This is a genomic window from Actinophytocola xanthii (genome assembly GCF_001921205.1).
In the GTDB taxonomy this organism is placed as follows: Bacteria; Actinomycetota; Actinomycetes; order Mycobacteriales; family Pseudonocardiaceae; genus Actinophytocola; species Actinophytocola xanthii.
On record NZ_MSIE01000004.1, the window covers coordinates 137,592 to 158,411 of the forward strand.

Genomic DNA, 20,820 nt, shown 5'->3' on the forward strand with positions numbered 1-20,820 from the left:
GACGTGCCCCTAGGTGAGCGCCTTCTCCAGGTCGGTCAGCGACTCCTCGAGCAGGCCGAGGAGGCGCTGCAGGCTGGGCACGGTACGGCGGCAGCCGGTCAGGCCGAACTCGAGGCTGTCGCCGTAGCTGGTGACGGTGATGTTGAGGGCCTGGCCCTCGTACGGAATGGACAGTGGGTACACGCCCTGCATCCGGGCGCCGTTCCAGTACAGCTGCTTGCGCGGCCCCGGCACGTTGGAGATCAGCACGTTGAACGCGGGCGGGGTCACCCTGGTCATGCCCGGGATCGTGCCGATGGCCAGCGGGATCAGCGGGATCGCGCTCAGCGCGGTGATCTGCAGCCGGCTCATGCCCTGGTAGACCTGCTTGCCGCGGAGCATCGAGTCGTGGATCGTGGCCAGTCGCCCGGCCGGGTCAGGGTCGTCGGTGGCCAGGTCGCACAGGATCAGGCCGAGCGCGTTGCCGCCGAGCGAGGTCTCGGTCAGCGCCCTCGGCTGCCGCGTGCGCAGCGACATCGGGACCGCGGCCACCAGCGGCTTGTCCGGCAGGGCGCCGAGGTCGAGCAGGTACTGGCGCAGCGCACCGGCGCACATGGCCAGCATGACGTCGTTCATCGTCCCGCCGGCGGCCCGGCCGACCGCCCGCAGCCGCTCGAGCGGCCAGCCCTGGGCGGCGAACCGGCGGGCGCCGGTGATCGGCGCGTTGAACATCGTCTTCGGTGCCTGGAACGCCAACGTCGCCGACTGCTCGCGGAACGCCTCGTTCACCACGCGCGCCGCGGCCGAGCCCAGCCCGACCACGTCCTTGGCGAGCGCCGACAGGGCTCGGAACGGGTCGACGCTCTCGTCCTCAGTGGATCGGGTCCTGCCGAAGACGTCGGTCCGCACCCGGGGAGACCAGGGCGGCCGGACGTTCATGTCGTTCGGGTCCTCGGACAGCGAGCTCTGCAGCAGGCGCAGTGCCGAAACCCCGTCGAGCAGCGCGTGGTGGATCTTGCTGTAGGTGGCGAACCGGTTGCCCTCCAGCCCTTCGATCACCGTGAACTCCCACAGCGGCCGGTGCCGGTCGAGCAGCGAGCCGTGCAGGCGGGAGGTCAGCTCGAGCAGCTCCCGGACCCGCCCGGGGCGGGGCAGGCCGGAGAGGCGGACGTGGTACTCCAGGTCCAGCTGGTCGTCGTTGCTCCAGGCGAAGTTGCCGAGCACGTTGACCGGCCCCCGCGGGCGGCGCCGGAACAGCGGCCGGACGTCGACCAGGTCGAGCAGCCGGCGGTGGAACTCGCCGACGTACTCGGGACCCGCGCCCTCGGGAAGCTCGAACAGCTGCAGCCCGCCCACGTGCATCGGGTGCTCGCGTGCCTCGGCGAGCAGGAACATCGAGTCCGTCACCGGCATGACCGCCATCGGCGCACCTCCCCGGCCAGCCTAGGGCACGTCCGCACAGCCCGCGGTCGCGGTCTTCGCGCCCAGCCCGCCGCTGGCGGCGTTGTCGGGACAGGCCGAGTACAACCCGGTACGAGGCCCGCCCTCCGCCTTGCCAGCGACGACCTGGATCACCAAGCCCATCGACCGGAACTGTGCGGACGCGCCCTGGCCTCCACAGTGTCACGGATGCTGGCTGCTTACCGAGATCACCTCGCCGGTGAGGTAGGAGGCGTAGTCGCTGGCGAGGAAGGCGATGACGGTCGCCACCTCCCAGGGGTCGGCGGCGCGGCCGAACGCCTCGCGGGCGGCGAGCGACTCCAGCAGGTCCTCGCCGGTCACCTTGGCCAGGAACGGGTGTGCGGCGATGCTCGGCGCGACCGCGTTGACCCGGATGCCGTGCTGGGCGACGTCCATCGCGGCGCAGCGGGTCAGCGCCATCACGCCCGCCTTGGCCGCCGCGTAGTGCGCCTGGGCCGGCTGGGCGCGCCAGCCGAGCACCGACGCGTTGTTGACCACCGCGCCGCCCCCGCCCTGCTCGACCAGCCGCCGCAGGGCGGCGCGGGTGCAGCGCATGGTGCCGGTCAGCGTCACGTCCAGCACGCGTGCCCAGTCGGCGTCGGTCATCTCGAGCACCGAGGCGGTTCCGCCGAGACCCGCGTTGTTGACCATCACGTCGAGCCGTCCGAAGTGTGCGACCGCACCGTCCACCAAGGCCTGTACCTGGTCCTCGTCGGTCACGTCGCAGGGCAGCGCGTGGACGGCGTCGCCGTGCTCCCCGGCGAACGCGGCGGCGGTCTCGGCGAGGCGCCGCTCGTGCCGGTCGCTGAGCACGACCCTGGCCCCCTCGGCCAGGCAGCGCCGGGCGGCGGCGGAGCCGATGCCGGTACCGGCGGCGGCCGTGACGACCACGACCTTCCCGGCGAGCAGGTCGCGCCCGGGCGGACCGGCGGGGATCACGGGCGGGGCTCCCGGGGCAAACCGAGCACCCGCTCGGCGATGACGTTGCGCTGGATCTCGTTGGAGCCGCCGTAGATCGTGTCGGCGCGGCTGAACAGGAACAGCCGCTGCCACTCGGTGAGCTCACCCTCGGGCGCCACCATGCCGGCCGCGCCCAGCACGGCCATCGCCAGCTCACCGAGGCCCTGGTGCCAGGTGGCCCAGACCAGCTTGGTGACCGAGGCTCCGTACCCGGCGTCGCCGATCGTGCGCAGGGCATGCGAGCGCATGACCTCGAGGCCCATCCGCGCCCGGGCCAGCCGCTCGCGCAGCAGCGGGTCCTCGAGCGCGCCGCTGTCGCGGGCGAGCTCGACCAGCGCGTCCAGCTCCCGGCGGAAGCCGACCTGCAGGCCCAGGGTGGACACGCCCCGCTCGAAGCCCAAGGTGCGCATGGCGACCGACCAGCCATCGCCCGGCGCGCCGACGACGAGGTCGGCCGCGGTGTGCGCGCAGTCCAGGAAGACCTCGTTGAACTCCGAGCCGCCGGTGAGCTGCTCGATGGGCCGGACCGTCACGCCGGGCTGGTCCATCGGCACCAGCAGGTAGGACAACCCCGCGTGCCGGGTCGAGCCCGGGGTGGTGCGGGCCAGCAGGAAGCACCAGTGGGCCACGTGCGCGAGCGAGGTCCAGACCTTCTGCCCGTCGATCACCCACCGGTCGCCGTCGAGCACCGCCCTGGTGGCGACGGCGGCCAGGTCGGACCCCGCGCCCGGCTCGGAGTAGCCCTGACACCAGAGCTCCTCGACGGCCCGGATCCGCGGCAGGAAGCGCTGGCACTGGGCGGGGGTGCCCAGCGCGATCAGCGTCGGGCCCAGCAGCTCCTCGCCGACGTGGCTCACCCGCGCCGGGGCGCCGGCCCGCGCGTACTCCTCGTGGAAGACCACCCGGTGGGCCAGGTCCAGCCCGCGCCCGCCGTGCTCGACCGGCCAGCCGAGGCAGGTCCACCCGGCGGCCGCCAGGTGCCGGTCCCAGGCCAGCCGCTCCTCGAACGCCTCGTGCTCGCGACCCGGTCCCCCCAGGCCGCGCAGCGGCGCGAACTCGCCGGAGAGGGCGTCGGCCAGCCATTCGCGCACCGTCGCGCGGAACTCCGGGAGGCCCATGCGGTGTACCCTACCAAGCAATTGCTTTGGAGGTGTTCGTCGTGAGCGACGGGGTTGTCCGGTACGAGCGGGAGGGGCCGGTCGCCACGGTGACCATGAACCGCCCCGAGTACCGCAACGCGCAGAACTCGGCCATGACCTATGCGCTCGACACGGCCTTCGCCAGGGCCGTGGACGACGACGAGGTCAAGGTCATCGTGCTCGCCGGCGCCGGTGACCACTTCTCAGCCGGGCACGACATCGGCACGCCGGGCCGCGACGTCGACACGACCTTCCAGCGCCGGGCCGTGCTCTGGTGGGACCACGTCGGCAAGCCGGGCGGCGACCAGCGCTACGCCCGGGAGATGGAGGTCTACCTCGGGATGTGCCGGCGCTGGCGGGAGATCCCCAAGCCGACGATCGCGATGGTGCACGGGGCCTGCATCGCCGGCGGGCTCATGCTGGCCTGGGTGTGCGACCTGATCGTGGCCGCCGAGGACGCGTTCTTCGCCGATCCCGTCGTGCGGATGGGCATTCCCGGCGTGGAGTACTTCGCCCACCCCTGGATGCTGGGTCCCCGCGCGGCCAAGGAGGTCCTGTTCACCGGCGACCGGTTCGACGCCCGCCGGGCCTACGAGCTGGGGATGGTCAACCGGGTCGTGCCCCGCTCCGACCTGGTGGGCGAGACCCGGGCGATGGCCGAGCGGATCGCCAGGATGCCCAGGTTCGGGCTGGCGCTCGCCAAGCGGGCGGTCAACCAGGCCGAGGACCAGATGGGCCTGCGCACCGGCATGGACTCGGTGTTCGGCCTGCACCACTTCGCGCACGCGCACAACGCCGAGACCTCCACCGACTCGCTCGGCGGCATGGACGCGCGGTCGATGCGAGACGCCAGTGGATCTTGATCTGGACGAGGACGCGCTCGCCTTCCGGGACGAGGTGCGGTCCTGGCTCGCCGAGCGGGTGCCGGCCGAGCCGCTGCCGCCGATGGACACCCCGGAGGGCGCCGAACAACACCGCGCCTGGGAACGCGTGCTCGCGGGCGCCCGGCTCTCGGCGGTGACCTGGCCGCGTGAGTACGGCGGGCGCGAGGCCTCGCTGCTCGAGTGGGTGGTCTTCGAGGAGGAGTACCACGCGGCCGGTGCGCCGGCCCGGGTGAGCGCGAACGGCATCGCCCTGCTGGGCTCGACCCTGCTCGCCCACGGCACCGCGGAGCAGAAGGAGCGGGTGCTGCCCAGGATGGCCCGGGCCGACGACATCTGGGCCCAGGCCTGGTCCGAGCCGGAGGCCGGCAGCGACCTCGCCGCCGTGCGCAGCCGCGCGTCCCGGGTCGACGGCGGCTGGGTCCTCAACGGACAGAAGACGTGGAGCTCGCGGGCCGCGGTCGCCGACCGCGCGTTCGGCCTGTTCCGGAACGATCCCGAGGCCCGCCGCCACCGGGGGCTGACCTACCTGATGGTCGACCTGCGTGCCGAGGGCGTGACGGTACGGCCCATACCCCAGCTGGACGGCGTTCCGGGCTTCGCCGAGATCTTCCTCGACGACGTGTTCGTGCCCGACGAGGACGTGATCGGCGAGCCGGGGGATGGCTGGCGGGTGGCGATGAGCACCGCGAGCAACGAGCGCGGGCTGACCCTACGCAGCCCCGGCCGGTTCCTCGCCGCCGCGCGGCGCCTGGTCGGGCTGTGGCGAGAGCGGCCGGATCCGGCCCTCCGGGACCGGGTCGTGGACGCGTGGATCGGCGCCAGGGCCTACCACCTGTACACCCTTGGCACGGTCAGTCGGCTCGCCGAAGGCGGTTCGCTCGGCGTGGAGTCCAGTGTGAACAAGGTGTTCTGGTCCGAACTGGACATCGCCGTGCACGAGACCGCTATCGAACTGCTGGGCACCGAGGGAGAGTTGGCCGGGGACTGGCTGGGCGGCTACCTGTTCTCCCTCGCCGGCCCGATCTACGCCGGTACCAACGAGATCCAGCGCGACGTGATCGCCGAGCGGCTGCTCGGCCTGCCGAGGGGGGACCGGTGAGGTTCGCGCTGGGCGACGAGCACCGTCAGCTCGCGAGGACCCTGCACGACCTGCTCTCCTCGGCGGACGTGCCCTCGGTGGCGCGGGCCTGGGCCGGCGGTGAGCCGGAGCCGGGACTGACGCTGTACGCGAGGCTGGCCGAGGTCGGCGTGGCCGGGCTCGCCGTTCCCGAGCGGTTCGGTGGTCTGGGTGCCGGCCCGGTCGAGCTCGTGGTGGCCTTCGACGAGCTCGGCCACCATCCCGTACCGGGTCCACTGGTGGAGTCGGTGGCGGTCGTGCCGGCGCTGCTCGCCGGGCTGCCGGCCGGGGAGCGGTGGCTGCCCGGGCTGGCCGGGGGTGAGCCGGCGACGGTGGCCCTGCCGCCGCACACACCGTTCGCCCTGGACGCCGACGTGGCGACCGTGTTCGCCGTCGTCGACGGGGGCGTCCACCTCGCGACCGCGGGCAGGCGCCACGACTCCGTCGACCCGGCCCGCCGGCTGTTCGAGGCGGAGCCGGGCGAGCGGCTCGGCGACGCGGATGCCGCGTTCGACCTCGGGGTGCTCTGCGCGGCGGCCCAGCTGCTGGGGCTCGGCCGCGGCCTGCTCGACCTGGCCTGTGTACACGCGACCGCGCGCCGGCAGTTCGGCCGGCCGGTCGGAGCCTTCCAGGCGGTCAAGCACGAGCTGGCCGACGTGCTGGTGGCGCTGGAGCTGGCCAGACCGCTGGTGCACGGCGCGGCGGTCACCGGCACGCCGGCGGACGTGTCGGCGGCGCGCGTGGCCGCGGCGGAGGCGGCCGACCGGGCGGCGAGGGTTGCGTTGCAGGTGCACGGCGCCGTCGGCTACACCCGCGAGCACGACCTGGGGCTGTGGCTGACCAAGGTGCGTGCGTTGCGCTCGGCCTGGGGCACCCAGTCCTGGCACCGGGCACGGGTGCTGGAGGAGATCACCGCGCCAGCGAGTCAGATCACCGCGCCAGCGAGTCGATGACGATCTGGCCGTTCTCCCGAGTGACCCGGACCTCGCGTTGATGCTCCTCGGTGCCGTCACCTCTGGTGTAGGTCACGATCACGCTGAAGGTCAGCGAGCCGTCGCCGTTATCCCGCGCCATCTGCGCCTGCCGCGAGCTGAGCCCGGTGAACTTGGACCAGTACTCGTTGAACGCCGCCTGGCCACCGAACTGCGCCTGCGCGTTGCTGGAGAGCATGTTCCAGCGGGCGGTCGGGTTCTCGAAGGTGCCGAAGTAGTCGATCACCTTCTCGCCGCCGTCGCTCCAGTCGATGGGGCCACCCGGGTCGATCGGTTGCACCGACGAGGAGGACGAGGACGTCGAGGACGGCGGTGCGGTCTCGCTCTCCGCGGGCGGGTTGGTGAGGGTCGGCTGCGAACCTGCCTGCTTGGTGCCCTCGCCGCCGTCGCCGGGGGAGTTCTGGAGCAGGATCGTGGTCACCACGCCGGACAGCACGAGCACCGCGGCCAGCGCGACCAGCACGAGTTTGCGCCGGGGGTCCGCGGGCCTGACCGGGACCGGAGCGGGTGCCGCGCCGCGGACGGGGGTGGTGGGTGCGGCCGGGGTGGCCGGCAGGGCCGCCGTCGGCGCGGTCGGCTGGGAGAGCGCCGCCACCGGCTGCGGCGGCGTCACCGGTCCGGTCGGCGCGGGCAGGGGGGCGGTGTCCGGCGCTGCGGCCAGCGCGGTGACCGCCTCCTGCATGGTGGGCCGGGTCGACGGGTCGGTCCGCATGAGCGCGGTGAGCGTGCCGCCCAGCGGCCCCGCGTTGCGCGGCGGCGGCACGTTGCCCGAGGCGACCGCGTGCAGCAGCGCCAGCGGGTTGGAGTTGGTGCCGAACGGCGGGCGGCCCTCGACCGCGTGGTAGAGCGTCGAGCCGAGGGAGAACACGTCGGAGGCGCGGGTGGGGTCCTCACCGCGGGCGATCTCCGGGGCGAGGTAGGCGGGGGTGCCGGCGATCCCGGTCTGGGTGGTCACCGTGCTGTCGTCCAGTGCCCGGGAGATGCCGAAGTCGGTGATCTTCACCGTGCCGTTGTCGGCGAGCAGGATGTTGCCCGGCTTGATGTCCCGGTGGACGATCCCGACCGCGTGGGCGGCGGCGAGCGCGGCTGCGGCCTGCGCCCCGATCTTGGCGACCTCCTCGGGCGGGAGCGCGCCCCGCTCGGCGAGCACCGCGGACAGGCTCCGCGACGGGAGGAACTCCATGATCAGGCACGGGTCCCCGTCGTGCTCGGCGACGTCGAACATGGCGATCGCGTTGCGGTGTTGCAGGCGCGCGGCGATCCGCGCCTCCCGCATCGCCCGGCGCCGGGTCTCCTCGGCCGTGGAGTCGGACAGCGCGTACCGCACCAGCAGGCGTTTGACGGCGACGACGCGGCCGAGCCGCTCGTCCTTGGCCTTCCAGACAACGCCCATGGCGCCGTTACCGACCTGCTCCTGCAGGCGGTAGCGACCGGCGATCAGTGCACCCTTCTCGATGACCAGGTACTCCTCGTGTGCGTTCGCTTCGGCCCGACCCGGTAGGGAGGATATCGAACTCACCCGTTAGGGCGGGCACTAGGCAGACCAAGCAATCGTTTGGTTCGATTACGGTATGCGCTTGACCGATGACCAACTGGCATTGCGTGACACCGTGCGTCGAATGCTGGCGGACGCCCGGGGCGAGCTCTGGGAACAGCTGGTCGGCGTGGGCGTCCCCGCGCTGTCCGTGCCCGAGGAGTACGGCGGCCTCGGCGCCGGGCTGGCCGAGGTCCACGTCGTGCACCGGGAGCTCGGGCGGGCGCTGGTGGCGGTGCCGGCGCTGTCCTCGGTTCTGGCCTCGGCGGCGCTGCTGGCCACCGGTGACGACGCGGCCTGCCGGCGGCTGCTCCCCGCCGTGGTGGCCGGCGAGACAGTCGCCCTGGCCTGGTCCGGCCCGGACGGCCGGTGGGACGGCTGCGGCACCGCGCGCCGCGACGGCGACGGGTGGTGCCTCGACGGCGAGGCCGCCTATGTGCTGGACGGCGCCACGGCGGCCACCCTCCTGGTGGTCGCCCGAACCGATGACGGCCCCGCGCTGTTCCTGGTCGACCCGGCGGTGGTGCGGACCACCCCGACACCGGCGATGGACCAGACCCGCGGCCTGGCCTCGGCCACTTTCGCCGGCACGCCGGCCGAGCCGCTCTGCCCGGTCGACCTGGCTCGTGTCCGCGACGTGGCCTGCGTGGCCCTGGCCGCGGAGCTGGCCGGCACGGCGGCCAGATGCCTCGAGCTGACCGTCGAGTACACGGGGCGGCGCACCCAGTTCGGCCGGCCGATCGGCTCGTTCCAGGCGCTGAAGCACCGGATGGCCGACATGCACGTGCTGGTCGAGACGGCCGAGTCGGCCGCGCTGGCGGCGGCGCTGGCCGAGCCGTCGGAGCTGCCACTGCTGGCCGCGGTGGCCAAGGCGCACTGCGCCGAGGCGGCCAGCGAGGTCGCGGGGGAGATGATCCAGCTGCACGGCGGGATCGCGATCACCTGGGAGCACGACGCGCACCGGTATCTCAAACGGGCGCACGCCGGGGCCCACCTGTTCGGTGCGCCGGCCACCCACGTCGACCGGATGGCGCGGCTAGCGGGTTTCTAGCTCGGCGAGGACGCGTTTGGGCGCCCGCAGCCGCCAGGCCTCGGTGACCAGCTCGGTCAGCTCGTCGACGTCGACCGCGGCGAACCGGACGAGGACCATCGGGTAGCCGTCGTAGTGCGGGGTCGTGAAGAACTTCTCGGGATCGGCGGAGATGAGCCCCTGCTTCTCCGACTCGTCGGCCACGAACAGCGCGAGGACGTCGCCCTCCTCCCGAATCCGGGCGAAGAGCTTGTCCTTGACCCGGAAGCCCGGGGTGCCGTACGAGTGCCGCTCGCTCGTGTGCGGCAACGAGAGGGCTACCCGTCGTACGTCGTCCTCGGTCACCATGGGGTCATGGTGCCAGGCGGGGGCGGGGACGAGGAGACGTTCGAGGAGTTCACCGCGCGATCGGTCGACCACCTCACCCGGCTGGGCTATCTGCTCTCCGGAGACCCCGAATGCCTGGTTCTGGACTGCCTGGCGGAGGTGCGCCGGCGTTGGCCGGGGACGGACGCGACCACGGTCCTCGTCCGGCGGTTCCTGGCGAACCCCGCCGAACCCGGCTTCGTCGAGGAGCTGGCGGCGGACCTGGAGGACCTGCGGTTGGCGCTCGCGGCCCTGCCGCCCCGTCAGCGGGCCGCGGTTGTGCTGCGGTACTGGGCGGGGCTTCCCGTGGCGGAGGTCGCGACCGTGCTGGACGGCCCGGAGCGGGTGGTGGCCACCGAGACCGGGCAGGGCCTCGCCGGAGTTACCGCGGCCGCGGCCCAGCTCACCGCCGCGTCCCAGCTCACCGCGGGGGACGGTGTCGAGGGCGAGCGCGCCGCGGAGGCGGTACTCGCCGACGGGCTGCGGGTCCTCGCGGAGGCCGCCCCGCCGCTCGGCGTCGGGACGGCCGAGATCCTTGCCGCGACCCGGCCCGTGGTGCGGTCCCGGCGGCGTTGGCTGGCGGCGGTGCTCGCCGGCGTGGTGCTGGTGGGCGCGGGTGCGGTGGCCGTGACCCTGCGGACCGGGTCGAGCGGGGAGGCCGAACCCGAGGGACTGGTGGTGGTGTCGGCGACGCCCACGCTGGGTCGACCGCACCAGCCGCCGAACGTCGAGCTGCCGCCGATCATCGTGGACGACCAGGCGCGCAAGTTGACCCGGCAGCTCCGCGCCGCGCTCGACAGGGTGCTGCCCGGCGCGACGGTCCTGCACCCCGTCCCCCGCCCGCCGGGCGCCGGCGACCGCCCGCCGGGCGCCGGCGACTTCCCCCTCCCGCTGGAGTTCCACCTCGACGAGTACAGCGGACTGGACAAGGGGTACCTCGCGTCCGCGACCGTCGATCTCGGGGTGGGTTCGGCGGTGATCGCGATCGACGTGCGATGGCGGTCCCACGAGGACATGACCCGGTACACCCCCTGCCCGGAGATCGAGCTGGACTGCACCTTCCGCCAGTTCCCGGACCGCACGCGCGCCGACGTGGTGGTCTTCACCGACCCCGCGTCCCGCGCGGTGGTACACACGATGAGCTCGCTTCGCCCGGACGGCACGTTCGTCAACGTCACGGTCCAGTCCACCGAGCCCGACACCCCGCCTCCGCTGAGCGTGGAGGACCTGTTCCGGTTCGCTCGGGTCTTCACGTACTGACCGGCTGGCCGTACCAGTCCAGGGCGAGCCGGGCGACCTCGACGGGGCGCTCCAGATGCAGGAAGTGACCCGCGTCGGGGAGGATCTCCACCCGCGAGCCGGGAGCGAGCCCTTCCTCGGTGAACCAGCGCGCGTCAACGCAGCCGTCGTCCGCGCCGGCCAGCAGCAGTATCGGCTTCTCGGCCGGCAGCTCGCTGCGGGCGGCCAGGGCCAGCAGCTCCGGATCCCGCAAGGCCGCGTCGAAGTTGCCGCGGTAGATCCGCAGCGCGTTGCCCAGCAGCGCCGTGTCGCCGTACAGCGCGTGCACCCGCTCGCGGTGCGCGCCGAGGTCGGCGAGGCCGGGGGACCAGGTCGACCACAGGTAGTCGACCAGCCGGCGGTCGCCGGCGAGCAGCTGCTCCGGCAGCCCGGGCAGCTGGAACAACCACAGGTAGAACAAGCGCTGCTGCTGCGCGGGATCGGTCAGCAGCGCCGGCATGCGTGCCGGAGCCGGCACCGCGGCGGTCACCGCGCGTCGCACCAACTCCGGCCGGAGCGCGGTCAGGCGGTACACCATGCCCGCCCCGATGTCGTGGCCGAAGACGTCAACCGGCCCGCCCAGCGCGGAGGCGACGGCGGCGGCGTCGGCGGCCAGCGTCAGCCCGTCGGCGAAGCGCATGGCGTCGGCGGTCGCGGGGTGGTGACCGCGCAGGAACGGCGCCACGACCCGCCGCCCGGCCGCGACCAGGTGCTCCGCGAGCGGACCGAAGGTCGCCGGGTGGTCCGGGAACCCGTGCCAGCACACGACGACCGGTCCCTCGCCGGCGGTGAGCGCGGGGAAGTCGAGCCGGTCGGTCTCGATGACGATCTCGTCGAAGTGCACGCCGTGCAGCGTCTCAGATCCAGTCGTCGTGACGCGACCAGGTGATGAGGTTGTCGAGAATGCCCGGAGCCGGCTCCGTGCGCTCGGTCGCGGCATAGGCGCCGCGGTAGAACAGCAGCGGCCGGTGTGGCCGGTGGGGGCCGAGCGTGGTGACCCGGCCGAGCACCACGTGGTGGTCCCCGCCGTCGTGGACCTGCTCGACGGTGCAGTCGATCCAGGTGAGCACGCCCTCGAGCACCGGGGACCCCGACGGCGCCGGCGACCACGGCACGCCGGCGAACTTGTCCGCGCCCGCGGTGCCGAACCGTCGGCTGAGGTCGGCCTGGTCGTGACCGAGCACGTTGACGCAGAAGCGGCCGTGCTGCTCGATCAGCGGCCAGGTCCGCGACGTCCGGGACGGGCAGAACAGCACCAGCGGCGGCTCCAGCGACAGCGCGGCGAACGACTGGCAGGCGAAGCCGACCGGTTCCCCACTGTCCACGGAGGTCACCACGGTGACGCCGGTGCAGAAGTGGCCGAGCGCCGCGCGGAACGCCGCCGGGTCGACCACCGAGCCGACCGTCACGGCTGGGCGCCGATGGAGAAGTCGTGTCCCCACAGGGAGACCGCGGTGCTCTCCCGGGCGATCCAGCTCTCGTCCTCGACCTGGCGGCCCTCGCAGCCGAACTCCACGTCGAAGCCGCCGGGTGTCTTCATGTAGAACGACAGCATCAGGTCGTTGACGTGCCGGCCGAGAGTGGCCGACATCGGGACCCCGCGGCGCAGCGCCCGGTCGTGGCAGAGGCCCACGTCGTCGGTGTTCTCCACCTCGACCATGAGGTGCACGATCCCGCTCGGTGTGGGCATCGGCAGGAAGGCCAGGCTGTGGTGGCGCGGGTTGCAGCCGAAGAACCGCAGCCAGGCGGGTTCGCCGTCCGCCGGCCGGCCGACCAGCTGTGGCGGAAGGCGCATCGAGTCGCGCAGCCGGAAGCCGAGCACGTCCCGGTAGAAGTGCAGTGCCTCCGCGTCGTCCTGTGTGGACAGGACGACATGGCCGAGGCCCTGCTCGCCGGTGACGAACCGGTGCCCGTACGGGGAGACCACGCGCCGGTGTTCGAGCGCCGCGCCGTGGAAGACCTCGAGCGTGTTGCCGGACGGGTCCTCGAAGGTGATCAGCTGGTCGACCCGGCGGTCCCGGTGCTGCTCCGGTGTGCCCTCCTTGTACGGCACGCCGGCCGCCTCGAGTCGCCCGCACACCTCGCCCAGCTCGCCCACGTTCGCCACCTCCCAGCCGGATGCGGCCAGTCGGTCGCTCTCTCCCGGCAGGACCACCAGCCGGGCCGGGAAGTCGTCCATTCTCAGGTAGAGCGCGTCGGGGTTCGTGCCCTTGCCCTCGACCATGCCGAGGACCTTGAGCCCGAACACGCGCCAGGCGGCCACGTCGGTGGCCTCGACACGCAGGTAGCCGAGGGATCGGATACCCATCACTCACCTCCGAGGAAGTCCATGGTGAGGCGGTTGAACTCGGCGAACTTCTCCAGCTGCGCCCAGTGTCCACACCGGCCGAACACGTGCAGCTGGGCCCGCGGGATCACCTTGAGGGCGACGAGGGCGCCGTCGAGCGGGTTGACCCTGTCCTCCCGCCCCCAGACCAGCAGCACCCGCTGGCGCAGCCGGTGGGCCTCGCGCCAGAGCATGCCGCCCTCCGGGTCCGCGGCGAAGGAGGCGCCCATGTCCGCCATGGCCCGCACCGCGTCCGGGTCGCTCGCGGCGGCGTACCGCTCGTCGACGAGCTCGTCGGTGACCATGTCCTGGTCGTGGACGAGCGTGCGGAGGAACGCGGCGAGCTTCTGTTTACTCGGTCCCGGGGGCGCGGCGAACTGGTAGAGCCGCTTGATCCCCTCGGTGGGGTCCGGCGCGAAGACCGACAGGTTGAGCCCGCCGGGCGCCATCAGCACCAGCCGCCCCGCGCGGTCGGGGTGGTCGAGCGCGAAGCGGACGGCGGTGCCGCCACCGAGCGAGTTGCCCACGACATGGGCGCGCTCGATGCCGCGGTCGTCGAGCAGGCGCGCCAGCGCGTCGGCGGAGAACCGGAAGAACTGCGAGGTGATCCGGGGCCGGTCCGAGCCGCCGAAGCCCGGCTGGTCGACCAGCAGGGTGCGGAACCGCTTGGCGAACACCGGGAGGTTGGGCCCGAAGTTGCTCCACGCCGAGGCGCCGGGGCCGCCGCCGTGCAGCATGACGACGGACTCGCCGTCGCCCTGTTCGTAGTAGTGCAGCCGAAATCCGCCGACGTCGGCGTGCCCCTCGGTCAGATCCACGCGTCCTGCACCTTCAACCCGAGTTGTGCCTGGCCGTACATCGCGAGCGCCTTCTCCGGGTCGTTGATGGCGTGTACCCGGCCGGCGTGCGCGTCGCGCCAGAACCGTTGGATCGGCGTGCCCACCCGCAGCGCCCGGCCGCCCGCGCTCTCGAAGAGCCGGTCCACCGCGGCGATCGCCGAGCTGGTCGCGTTGACCTGGTCGCGTCGGGTCCGGACGCGAAGCGGGAACGGGATCTTCTCGCCGGCGGAGGCCAACCGCATCTCCTCGTCGATGTTCCGCTCCACCTGGAGCACTGCCGCGTCGAGCTTGCTCGCCGCCTCGGCGATGCGCAGCTGGTTGAACGCGTCCTCGGCGGCCCGGCCGCCGGTCGAGGCACGCACGCGCTCGCGGGTGTGGGTGACGTAGGCGTCGTAGGCGCCCTCGGCCATGCCCACCACCGGGACCGCGATCGAGCAGGAGAACACCGACGCGAACGGCAGCCGGTAGAGCGGGCCGGTGTTGACCGCCTGGCCCGGTCCCTGGCAGCGGCCGGTGTCCATGAAGCTCAGCGTGCGGTACTCGGGCACGAAGGCCCGCTCGACGATGACGTCGTTGCTCCCGGTGCCGCGCAGCCCGATCGTGTCCCAGACGTCCTCGATCTCGTAGTCGGCGCGGGGCAGCAGGAACGTGCGGAAGTCGACCGGGTCGCCGTTCTCGCCGAGGACGAGGCCCCCGAGGAACACCCACCCGGCGTGGTCGCAGCCCGAGGAGAACGACCAGCGCCCGGAGAACTCGAACCCACCGTCGACCGGCGTGGCGCGACCCATCGGTGCGTAGGAGGAGGAGACCAGCATGTCCTCGTCCTCGCCCCACACCTCCCGCTGGGCGCGGTCGTCGAACAGCGCCAGCTGCCAGGGGTGGCAGCCCAGGACCGAGGCCACCCAGCCGGTGGAGCCGCAGGCGCTGGAGACGAGGCGGACCGCGCGGTAGAAGCGGTTCGGGTGGGTCTCCAGGCCGCCGTAGCGCACCGGCTGCAACAGCCGGAAGAAGCCGGTCTGGCGCAGCGTCTTGATCGACTCCTCCGACACCCGCCTCGCGTCCTCGGTGGCCTGGGCACGCTCGCGGAGGACGGGGAGCAGTTCCCGGACGCTGTCAAGCACCTGCTCGGTCACCGGGCCAGACTAGAACACGTTCTCGTTTATGTCGACCGCGGCGGCACGGCCGGCCCGCCGGCCGGAGAACACGCAGTCGGCGAGCGACAGGCCGCTGACGTAGGAGTTCGAGCAGATGCCCACCGCCGCGCGCCCGGCCGCGTACAGACCGGCGATCGGGTCGCCGTCGAGGCCGAGTACCTGGCCGGTGCACTCGTCGACGGCCAGGCCACCCAGCGTGAGCACCGGGCAGGGGTAGCCCAGGCGCGGCCCATAGGAGACGTCGATCGCCGTGAACGGCGGCCGGGTCAGCGGGGTCACCAGGTCCGAGTGCTTGCCGAACGCGTCGGGATCCTCGCCGTAGGCGCGCACGGTCTCGGCGAGGCCGCCGGGGTCGATCCCCGCCCGGCGGGCCACCTGCTCGATCGTCGCGCCGCGCAGCCGGGGCCGGCGGAGCAGGTACTCACCCTGGAGCCGCTGGAACAACAGCGTCTCCCGGGGCAGTTGGCCCAGTGCGGCGGTGCGGATCCGCTCGTCGACGAGCAGCCAGGCGCGACCGCCACCGGCCACCAGCCGAGCGCCGATGGCGGCGCCGTAGCTCGACTCGTCCACGAACCGCCGTCCGTCCTGGCCGACCAGCACCCCGCCCAGCAGTGCGCTCGGCGGCGTGAGGAAGCGCCAGGCGGAGACCGCGCCAAGCCGCTCGGCCCGCCCGCCGGCGGCCACACCGAGGCGGATCCCGCTCCCGTCGTCGCCCTGGGTGCCCAGCGGGAGGCCGCCCCGATACGCCGGCGCGTGGGCGCGCATCATCTCCCGGTTGTTGACGAAGCCGCCGGTGGCCAGCACGACGCCGTGCCGGGCGGCTACCCGGTACGGGCGCGACCAGCGGGCCTCGATGGCGCTGACCTGCCGGGCCAGGCGACGGGCCAGCGCCGGGACGTAGAGGCCGGGCTTGTCCGCCACTCGGTGCAGGCGGTCGAACCGGCGCCGCACGCGAGCCGGCGCCTCGGCGAGCGTGCGGCACTCCACCCCCGCCACCCGGCCGGCCTCGACCACCAGCCGGACGGCCGAGGTGCGCTGGCGGACCCGGCAGGTGTCGGCAACGGCCTTGGCGAGGGCCTGGAACAGCGCGTGCCCGGAGGTCCCCGGGGCGTGCACGCGGTGGCCGCGCGGGGCCGGTGTGGCCGTGGACCGGTAGGGCCAGGCGTTCTCGCTGCCGGAGTGGTACAGGTAGAACGCGTTCGGCGGATAGGACGTCTTGAACGGGCACGGGCTGGGGTCGAAGGGCACGCCGAGGCCGGCCAGCCAGTCGATCATCTCCGGGCTCGAGGCGCAGAACCGGTGCAGCGTCGCCGGCGACACCGCGTCCCCGACCTCCTGGAGCAGGTAGTCGTACATCGCCTCGACCGTGTCGGTGACGCCGGCCGCGCGTTGCACCGCCGTGCCACCGCCGGCGTACACCACACCGCCGGAGAGCGCCGTCGCGCCACCGCCGGTGAACCTGTCCAGGACCAGGACGTCCGCGCCGGCCCGGGCCGCCTCGACCGCGGCACACGCGCCGGCGGCCCCGAGCCCGACGACCACGACGTCCGCCTGCTCGTCCCAGTCCGGGGGCGCACCCATGAGAAAAACTATAACCTGTTCTAGTATGAGCTCCATGAGCACGGGCGAGCGGACTGTCGACGTGGTTGTTGTCGGTGCCGGCGCGGCCGGCATGACGGCCGCGCTCGCCGCCGCCCACAACGGCCTCGACACGCTGCTCGTGGAGAAGGGCGCCCATTACGGCGGGTCGACGGCGCGCTCCGGCGGTGGTCTCTGGGTTCCCAACAACCAGGTGATCCTGGCGGCCGGGGTGCCCGACACCCCCGCCGCCGCGCACGCCTACCTCGCCCACATCACCGACGGCGAGGTCGACGAGGACCTGCGCCGCGCGTTCCTGGACAACGGACCGGCGATGCTCGCGTTCGTCCTCGCCAACACCCCGCTGCGGATGCGGTGGGTGCCGGGCTACGCCGACTACTACCCCGAGGCGCCGGGCGGCCTGCCACAGGGCCGGTCGATCGAGCCGAGTCCGATGGACGCCCGCCTCGTCGGCGCGGACCTCGCCACGCTGGCTCCGCCGTACCTGCGCGCGCCGACCGGGATGGCGGTCACCCAGGCCGACTACCGGTGGATGAACCTCATGGCCCGCCACCCGCGCGGTCTGCTGCGCACCGGCCGGGTCGCCGGCCGGCGGGTGGTCTCGCTGCTCACCCGGCGCCGGTTGCTGACGATGGGCCAGGCGCTCGCGGGAGGGTTGCGGGCCGGGCTGCGCCGGGCGGGCGTCCCGGTCCGGCTGAACACCCCGCTGACCGGTTTCAGGGTGGAACGCGGCCGGGTTGTCGGCGTGGACACCCCGGACGGCCCGGTCACCGCGCGCCGGGGCGTCATCCTCACCACCGGAGGCTTCGAGCACAACGAGCGGATGCGCAAGGAGTACCAACGCGCGCCGATTGGTACCGAGTGGACGGTCGGCGCCGCGGAGAACACCGGCGACGGGATCGAGGCTGGGCTGCGTCTGGGCGCCGCCGTGGCGGTGATGGACGACTCCTGGTGGGGGCCGACGATCCAACTGCCACGCGGGCCGTACTTCTTCCTGGCCGAGCGGACGCTGCCCGGGTGCATCCTGGTCAACCAGGGTGGGGAACGGTTCGTCAACGAGGCGGCGCCCTACGTGGACGCCGTGCACGCGATGTACGACAACCACACCGACGAGGTGCCACACATCCCGGCCTGGCTGGTCGCCGACCAGCGCTACCGCAACCGTTACGTGTTCGCCGGGCTCGGCCCGAGGCAACCGTTCCCGCGCCACTGGTACGAGTTCGGCACAGTGCGCAGGTCGAGCACGGTCGAGGGGCTGGCCGAGCGGATCGAGGTTCCGGTCGAGGCACTGCGCCGGACGGTGGACCGCTTCAACGGCTTCGCGGCCTCTGGTGTGGACAAGGACTTCGGCCGGGGCGAGAGCGCCTACGACCGGTACTACGGGGACCCGCGCAACAGACCCAACCCCTGCCTCGCGCCGCTCGCGCGGCCGCCCTACTACGCCGTGCGCGTCGTGCCCGGCGACCTCGGCACCAAGGGCGGGTTGCGCACCGACCCGGTGGCGCGGGTGCTGCGGGAGGACGGGTCGGTGATCCCCGGCCTGTACGCCGCCGGCAACGCGAGCGCGCCGGTGATGGGCCGGACCTACGCCGGCCCCGGCGCGACGCTCGGCCCGGCCATGACCTTCGGATACCTTGCGGTACAGCACATTCTGGAGCGCGACGATGACCAGTAGCGTGCGCACGATCGACGTCGGCACACCGCGGACGAGGTTCGCCCGCGGCTGGCACTGCCTCGGTCTCGCGGACACCTTCCGGGACGGGCGGCCACACGCGGTGGAGGCGTTTGGCACCAAGCTCGTGGTGTTCGCCACCGAGGACGGCACGCTGAACGTCCTGGACGCCTACTGCCGGCACATGGGTGGCGACCTGTCCCAGGGGACCGTCAAGGGCGAGGCGATCGCCTGCCCCTTCCACGACTGGCGCTGGGCCGGCAACGGCAGGTGCGTCGGCATCCCCTACGCCAAGCGGATCCCCATGCGGGCCAGGACCAGGTCCTGGCTCACCCTCGAGCGCAACCGCCAGCTGTTCGTCTGGAACGACCCGGAGGGCAAGCCACCACCGGAGCACGTGGTGATCCCGGAGACCCGGGGGGCCTCCGGTCCGGAGTGGAGCGACTGGACGTGGGACACCGTCCGGATCGAGGGATCCAACTGCCGGGAGATCATCGACAACATGGTCGACATGGCCCACTTCTTCTACATCCACTTCGCGTTCCCGACCTACTTCAAGAACGTGTTCGAGGGCCATGTCGCCACCCAGTACCTGCACTCGCGAGCCCGGCCGGATGTCGAGGTCGGCTCGAGCTACTCGGCCGAGGGCGTCACTCTGCGGTCCGAGGCGTCCTACTACGGGCCCTCATACATGATCAACGACCTGTGGCAGGACTTCCGCGGCACGACCATCGAGACCGTGCTGATCAACTGCCACTACCCGGTCACCGCGGACTCGTTCGTCCTGCAGTGGGGGGTGAGCGTGAAGAAGCTACCGGGGCTGCCGAAGGAGAAGGCGGACAAGGTCGCCGGAAAGCTGGCCAAGAGCTTCGGCGTCGGCTTCCTGCAGGACGTGGAGATCTGGCGCAACAAGACGCGCATCGACAACCCGCTGCTGTGCGAGGAGGACGGGCCGGTGTACCAGCTGCGGCGCTGGTACGAGCAGTTCTACGTGGACGCGGAGGACGTCACCGAGGAGATGACCAACCGGTTCGAGTTCGAGGTGGACACGACCAGGGCCAACGAGGCCTGGGAGCAGGAGGTGGCCGACAACCTCGCCCGCCGAAAGGCCGAGGTGCCGTGAGCCGACCGGGTGACGGCGGGCCGGCGCGCTCCCTGTGGGCGAAGGCGCCTGATTACCGCGACCCCGAGGGCAGCGCCGCCGAGGCGCGCGATTTCCTGGAGTCCGGGCTCACCCCGGTCCACTGCGGGGGCTGTGCCAGCGAGGTCCTCGTCCGCAAGGCGAGCGCTGTGCAGACCAGCGTGCAGTGGCGCTCCGACCCGGCGGCGACCTGCCCGGCCTTTGCCGCGAGGGTGGCCGCCGGCGAGCCGGGCGCCAGGATCGACACCTGCCCGATGCTGCGGACAGCCATCGAGCATGCGGTGGCCTCCGGCGCCGTGGTGGTTCCGGGTGCCTAGCCAGCTCTCGTACCGGCTCAGGGTCGCCGAGGTGGTCGAGGAGACCGCGGACGCGGTCTCGCTGGTGTTCGAGGTGGACTCCGGGTTGGTCGACCGGTTCGCCTACCGGCCGGGCCAGTTCCTCACGCTGCGCATCCCCAGCGACCGCTGTGGCTCGGTCGCCAGGTGCTACTCGCTGTCCAGCTCCCCGCACACCGACGACCGCCTCCAGGTCACCGTCAAGCGCACCGCCGACGGGTACGGCTCGAACTGGATCTGCGACGAGGTCCGAGCCGGAGCCGAGCTGGAGTGCCTGCCGCCGGCCGGCGTCTTCACCCCCGCCTCCCTCGACGAGGACCTGCTGCTGTTCGCCGCGGGCAGCGGGATCACCCCGGTCGTCTCGATCGCGAAGTCCGCCCTGGCCGCGGGAAGAGGGCGGGTGGCGCTGGTGTACGCCAACCGCGACGAGGGCTCGGTGATCTTCGCCGGTGTGCTCGCCGAGCTGGCGGCGCGGCATCCGGAGCGGTTCGTCCTCGTGCACTGGCTGGAGTCCCTCCAGGGTCTGCCCACCCCGGCCGCGCTGGCCGCTCTGGCGCGTCCCTACCGCGGGCGGGAGGCGTTCGTGTGCGGGCCCAAGCCGTTCATGGCGGGGGTGCGCTCCGCGCTGTCCACCTTGGAGGTGCCGAGGACGCGGGTCCACCTGGAACGCTTCCAGTCGCTCGGTGCCAACCCGTTCGAGCGGGCCGAACCGGTGGTGGCGGGCGAGCCGCGGAAGGCGTCGACCGTGTCGGTCTCGCTGGACGGTGTCGTCCACCGACTGGACTGGCCGGCCGGCACCAAGCTGCTGGACCTGTTGCTGGACAATGACCTCGACGCGCCCTACTCGTGCCGGGAGGGGGCGTGCAGTGCCTGTGCGTGCCGGCTGCTGTCCGGGGAGGTGCGAATGCTCAACAACGACGTGCTCGAGGAGGAGGACCTCGCCGACGGCGTGATCCTCGCCTGCCAGTCCGTTCCGGTGACCGAGACCGTCGAGGTCAGCTACGAGTAGGGGGT

General features: G+C 72.8%; 21 protein-coding genes. 9 read left to right on the plus strand and 12 right to left on the minus strand.

The annotated features are described in order from the left end of the window. Positions 1-9: 9 nt before the first annotated feature. Genes BU204_RS03730 through BU204_RS03740 form a run of 4 tightly spaced genes read right to left on the minus strand, consistent with a single transcriptional unit; the run spans position 10 to position 3,518 of the window. Positions 10-1,401: a WS/DGAT/MGAT family O-acyltransferase gene (locus BU204_RS03730; protein ID WP_075124102.1), complete on the minus strand. Its 1,392-nt coding sequence runs from the start codon at positions 1,399-1,401 to the stop codon at positions 10-12. Between the two features lie 21 nt (positions 1,402-1,422). Next, the gene (locus BU204_RS39870) at positions 1,423-1,563 is read right to left on the minus strand and encodes a hypothetical protein (protein WP_158073390.1); all 141 of its coding nucleotides are present in this window, start codon (positions 1,561-1,563) and stop codon (positions 1,423-1,425) included. Positions 1,564-1,602: 39 nt separating this feature from the next. After that, positions 1,603-2,379, minus strand: coding sequence for an SDR family oxidoreductase (locus tag BU204_RS03735; protein WP_075124103.1), 777 nt, complete (start codon positions 2,377-2,379; stop codon positions 1,603-1,605). After that, positions 2,376-3,518: an acyl-CoA dehydrogenase family protein gene (locus tag BU204_RS03740; RefSeq protein ID WP_075124104.1), complete on the minus strand. Its 1,143-nt coding sequence runs from the start codon at positions 3,516-3,518 to the stop codon at positions 2,376-2,378. Before BU204_RS03740 ends, BU204_RS03735 begins: the two co-directional genes overlap by 4 nt. A 41-nt stretch (positions 3,519-3,559) precedes the next feature. On the opposite strand from BU204_RS03740, the gene BU204_RS03745 reads away from it, so the two are divergent. Genes BU204_RS03745 through BU204_RS03755 form a run of 3 tightly spaced genes read left to right on the plus strand, consistent with a single transcriptional unit; the run spans position 3,560 to position 6,493 of the window. Further along, entirely contained in the window at positions 3,560-4,402 is an 843-nt protein-coding gene (locus tag BU204_RS03745; protein ID WP_075124188.1) for an enoyl-CoA hydratase, read from the plus strand. Continuing rightward, positions 4,392-5,522, plus strand: coding sequence for an acyl-CoA dehydrogenase family protein (locus BU204_RS03750; RefSeq protein WP_075124105.1), 1,131 nt, complete (start codon positions 4,392-4,394; stop codon positions 5,520-5,522). The genes BU204_RS03745 and BU204_RS03750 overlap by 11 nt, the downstream gene beginning before the upstream one ends. Then, a complete protein-coding gene (locus BU204_RS03755; RefSeq protein WP_075124106.1) occupies positions 5,519-6,493 on the plus strand; it encodes an acyl-CoA dehydrogenase family protein in 975 nt (324 codons plus the stop codon). Before BU204_RS03750 ends, BU204_RS03755 begins: the two co-directional genes overlap by 4 nt. Here BU204_RS03755 and BU204_RS03760 read toward each other — a convergent pair. Continuing rightward, positions 6,471-8,051 carry a serine/threonine-protein kinase gene (locus BU204_RS03760; protein WP_233159208.1) on the minus strand — a complete coding sequence of 527 codons (1,581 nt, stop codon included), beginning with the start codon at positions 8,049-8,051 and terminating at the stop codon, positions 6,471-6,473. The two genes, BU204_RS03755 and BU204_RS03760, sit on opposite strands and share 23 nt — an antisense overlap. A 52-nt stretch (positions 8,052-8,103) precedes the next feature. On the opposite strand from BU204_RS03760, the gene BU204_RS03765 reads away from it, so the two are divergent. Further along, positions 8,104-9,117, plus strand: a complete 1,014-nt coding sequence (locus BU204_RS03765; RefSeq protein ID WP_075124107.1) for an acyl-CoA dehydrogenase family protein — start codon at positions 8,104-8,106, stop codon at positions 9,115-9,117. Here the strand turns inward: BU204_RS03765 and BU204_RS03770 are convergent. After that, on the minus strand, positions 9,103-9,444 hold the full coding sequence (locus tag BU204_RS03770; protein WP_075124108.1) for an MmcQ/YjbR family DNA-binding protein: 342 nt from the start codon (positions 9,442-9,444) through the stop codon (positions 9,103-9,105). The genes BU204_RS03765 and BU204_RS03770 overlap by 15 nt on opposite strands. A 6-nt stretch (positions 9,445-9,450) precedes the next feature. Between BU204_RS03770 and BU204_RS41070 the strand changes: the two genes are divergently transcribed. Continuing rightward, a complete protein-coding gene (locus BU204_RS41070) occupies positions 9,451-10,722 on the plus strand; it encodes a sigma factor-like helix-turn-helix DNA-binding protein (RefSeq protein WP_075124109.1) in 1,272 nt (423 codons plus the stop codon). Here the strand turns inward: BU204_RS41070 and BU204_RS03780 are convergent. The 6 genes from BU204_RS03780 to BU204_RS03805 are packed head-to-tail and all read right to left on the minus strand — an operon-like array spanning position 10,712 to position 16,640. Next, positions 10,712-11,584 carry an alpha/beta fold hydrolase gene (locus tag BU204_RS03780; RefSeq protein ID WP_158073391.1) on the minus strand — a complete coding sequence of 291 codons (873 nt, stop codon included), beginning with the start codon at positions 11,582-11,584 and terminating at the stop codon, positions 10,712-10,714. The two genes, BU204_RS41070 and BU204_RS03780, sit on opposite strands and share 11 nt — an antisense overlap. Positions 11,585-11,597: 13 nt before the next feature. Beyond that, positions 11,598-12,149, minus strand: a complete 552-nt coding sequence (hsaB, locus tag BU204_RS03785) for a 3-hydroxy-9,10-secoandrosta-1,3,5(10)-triene-9,17-dione monooxygenase reductase subunit (RefSeq protein ID WP_075124110.1) — start codon at positions 12,147-12,149, stop codon at positions 11,598-11,600. Next, the gene (hsaC, locus tag BU204_RS03790) at positions 12,146-13,048 is read right to left on the minus strand and encodes an iron-dependent extradiol dioxygenase HsaC (protein ID WP_075124111.1); all 903 of its coding nucleotides are present in this window, start codon (positions 13,046-13,048) and stop codon (positions 12,146-12,148) included. The genes hsaB and hsaC overlap by 4 nt, the downstream gene beginning before the upstream one ends. Then, complete coding sequence (gene hsaD / locus BU204_RS03795) at positions 13,048-13,878, minus strand: 4,5:9,10-diseco-3-hydroxy-5,9,17-trioxoandrosta-1(10),2-diene-4-oate hydrolase (protein WP_075124191.1); 831 nt, start codon at positions 13,876-13,878, stop codon at positions 13,048-13,050. The genes hsaC and hsaD overlap by 1 nt, the downstream gene beginning before the upstream one ends. Further along, positions 13,875-15,038 carry a 3-hydroxy-9,10-secoandrosta-1,3,5(10)-triene-9,17-dione monooxygenase oxygenase subunit gene (hsaA, locus tag BU204_RS03800; RefSeq protein WP_075124112.1) on the minus strand — a complete coding sequence of 388 codons (1,164 nt, stop codon included), beginning with the start codon at positions 15,036-15,038 and terminating at the stop codon, positions 13,875-13,877. The genes hsaD and hsaA overlap by 4 nt, the downstream gene beginning before the upstream one ends. A 9-nt stretch (positions 15,039-15,047) precedes the next feature. Then, positions 15,048-16,640: an FAD-binding protein gene (locus BU204_RS03805; RefSeq protein ID WP_075124113.1), complete on the minus strand. Its 1,593-nt coding sequence runs from the start codon at positions 16,638-16,640 to the stop codon at positions 15,048-15,050. Positions 16,641-16,674: 34 nt separating this feature from the next. On the opposite strand from BU204_RS03805, the gene kstD reads away from it, so the two are divergent. Genes kstD through BU204_RS03825 form a run of 4 tightly spaced genes read left to right on the plus strand, consistent with a single transcriptional unit; the run spans position 16,675 to position 20,815 of the window. Continuing rightward, on the plus strand, positions 16,675-18,333 hold the full coding sequence (gene kstD, locus BU204_RS03810; protein WP_075124114.1) for a 3-oxosteroid 1-dehydrogenase: 1,659 nt from the start codon (positions 16,675-16,677) through the stop codon (positions 18,331-18,333). After that, positions 18,323-19,453 carry a Rieske 2Fe-2S domain-containing protein gene (locus BU204_RS03815; protein ID WP_075124115.1) on the plus strand — a complete coding sequence of 377 codons (1,131 nt, stop codon included), beginning with the start codon at positions 18,323-18,325 and terminating at the stop codon, positions 19,451-19,453. Before kstD ends, BU204_RS03815 begins: the two co-directional genes overlap by 11 nt. Further along, on the plus strand, positions 19,450-19,788 hold the full coding sequence (locus tag BU204_RS03820) for a hypothetical protein (RefSeq protein WP_075124116.1): 339 nt from the start codon (positions 19,450-19,452) through the stop codon (positions 19,786-19,788). The genes BU204_RS03815 and BU204_RS03820 overlap by 4 nt, the downstream gene beginning before the upstream one ends. After that, positions 19,748-20,815 carry a ferredoxin--NADP reductase gene (locus tag BU204_RS03825; protein WP_075124117.1) on the plus strand — a complete coding sequence of 356 codons (1,068 nt, stop codon included), beginning with the start codon at positions 19,748-19,750 and terminating at the stop codon, positions 20,813-20,815. The genes BU204_RS03820 and BU204_RS03825 overlap by 41 nt, the downstream gene beginning before the upstream one ends. Positions 20,816-20,820 lie beyond the last annotated feature (5 nt).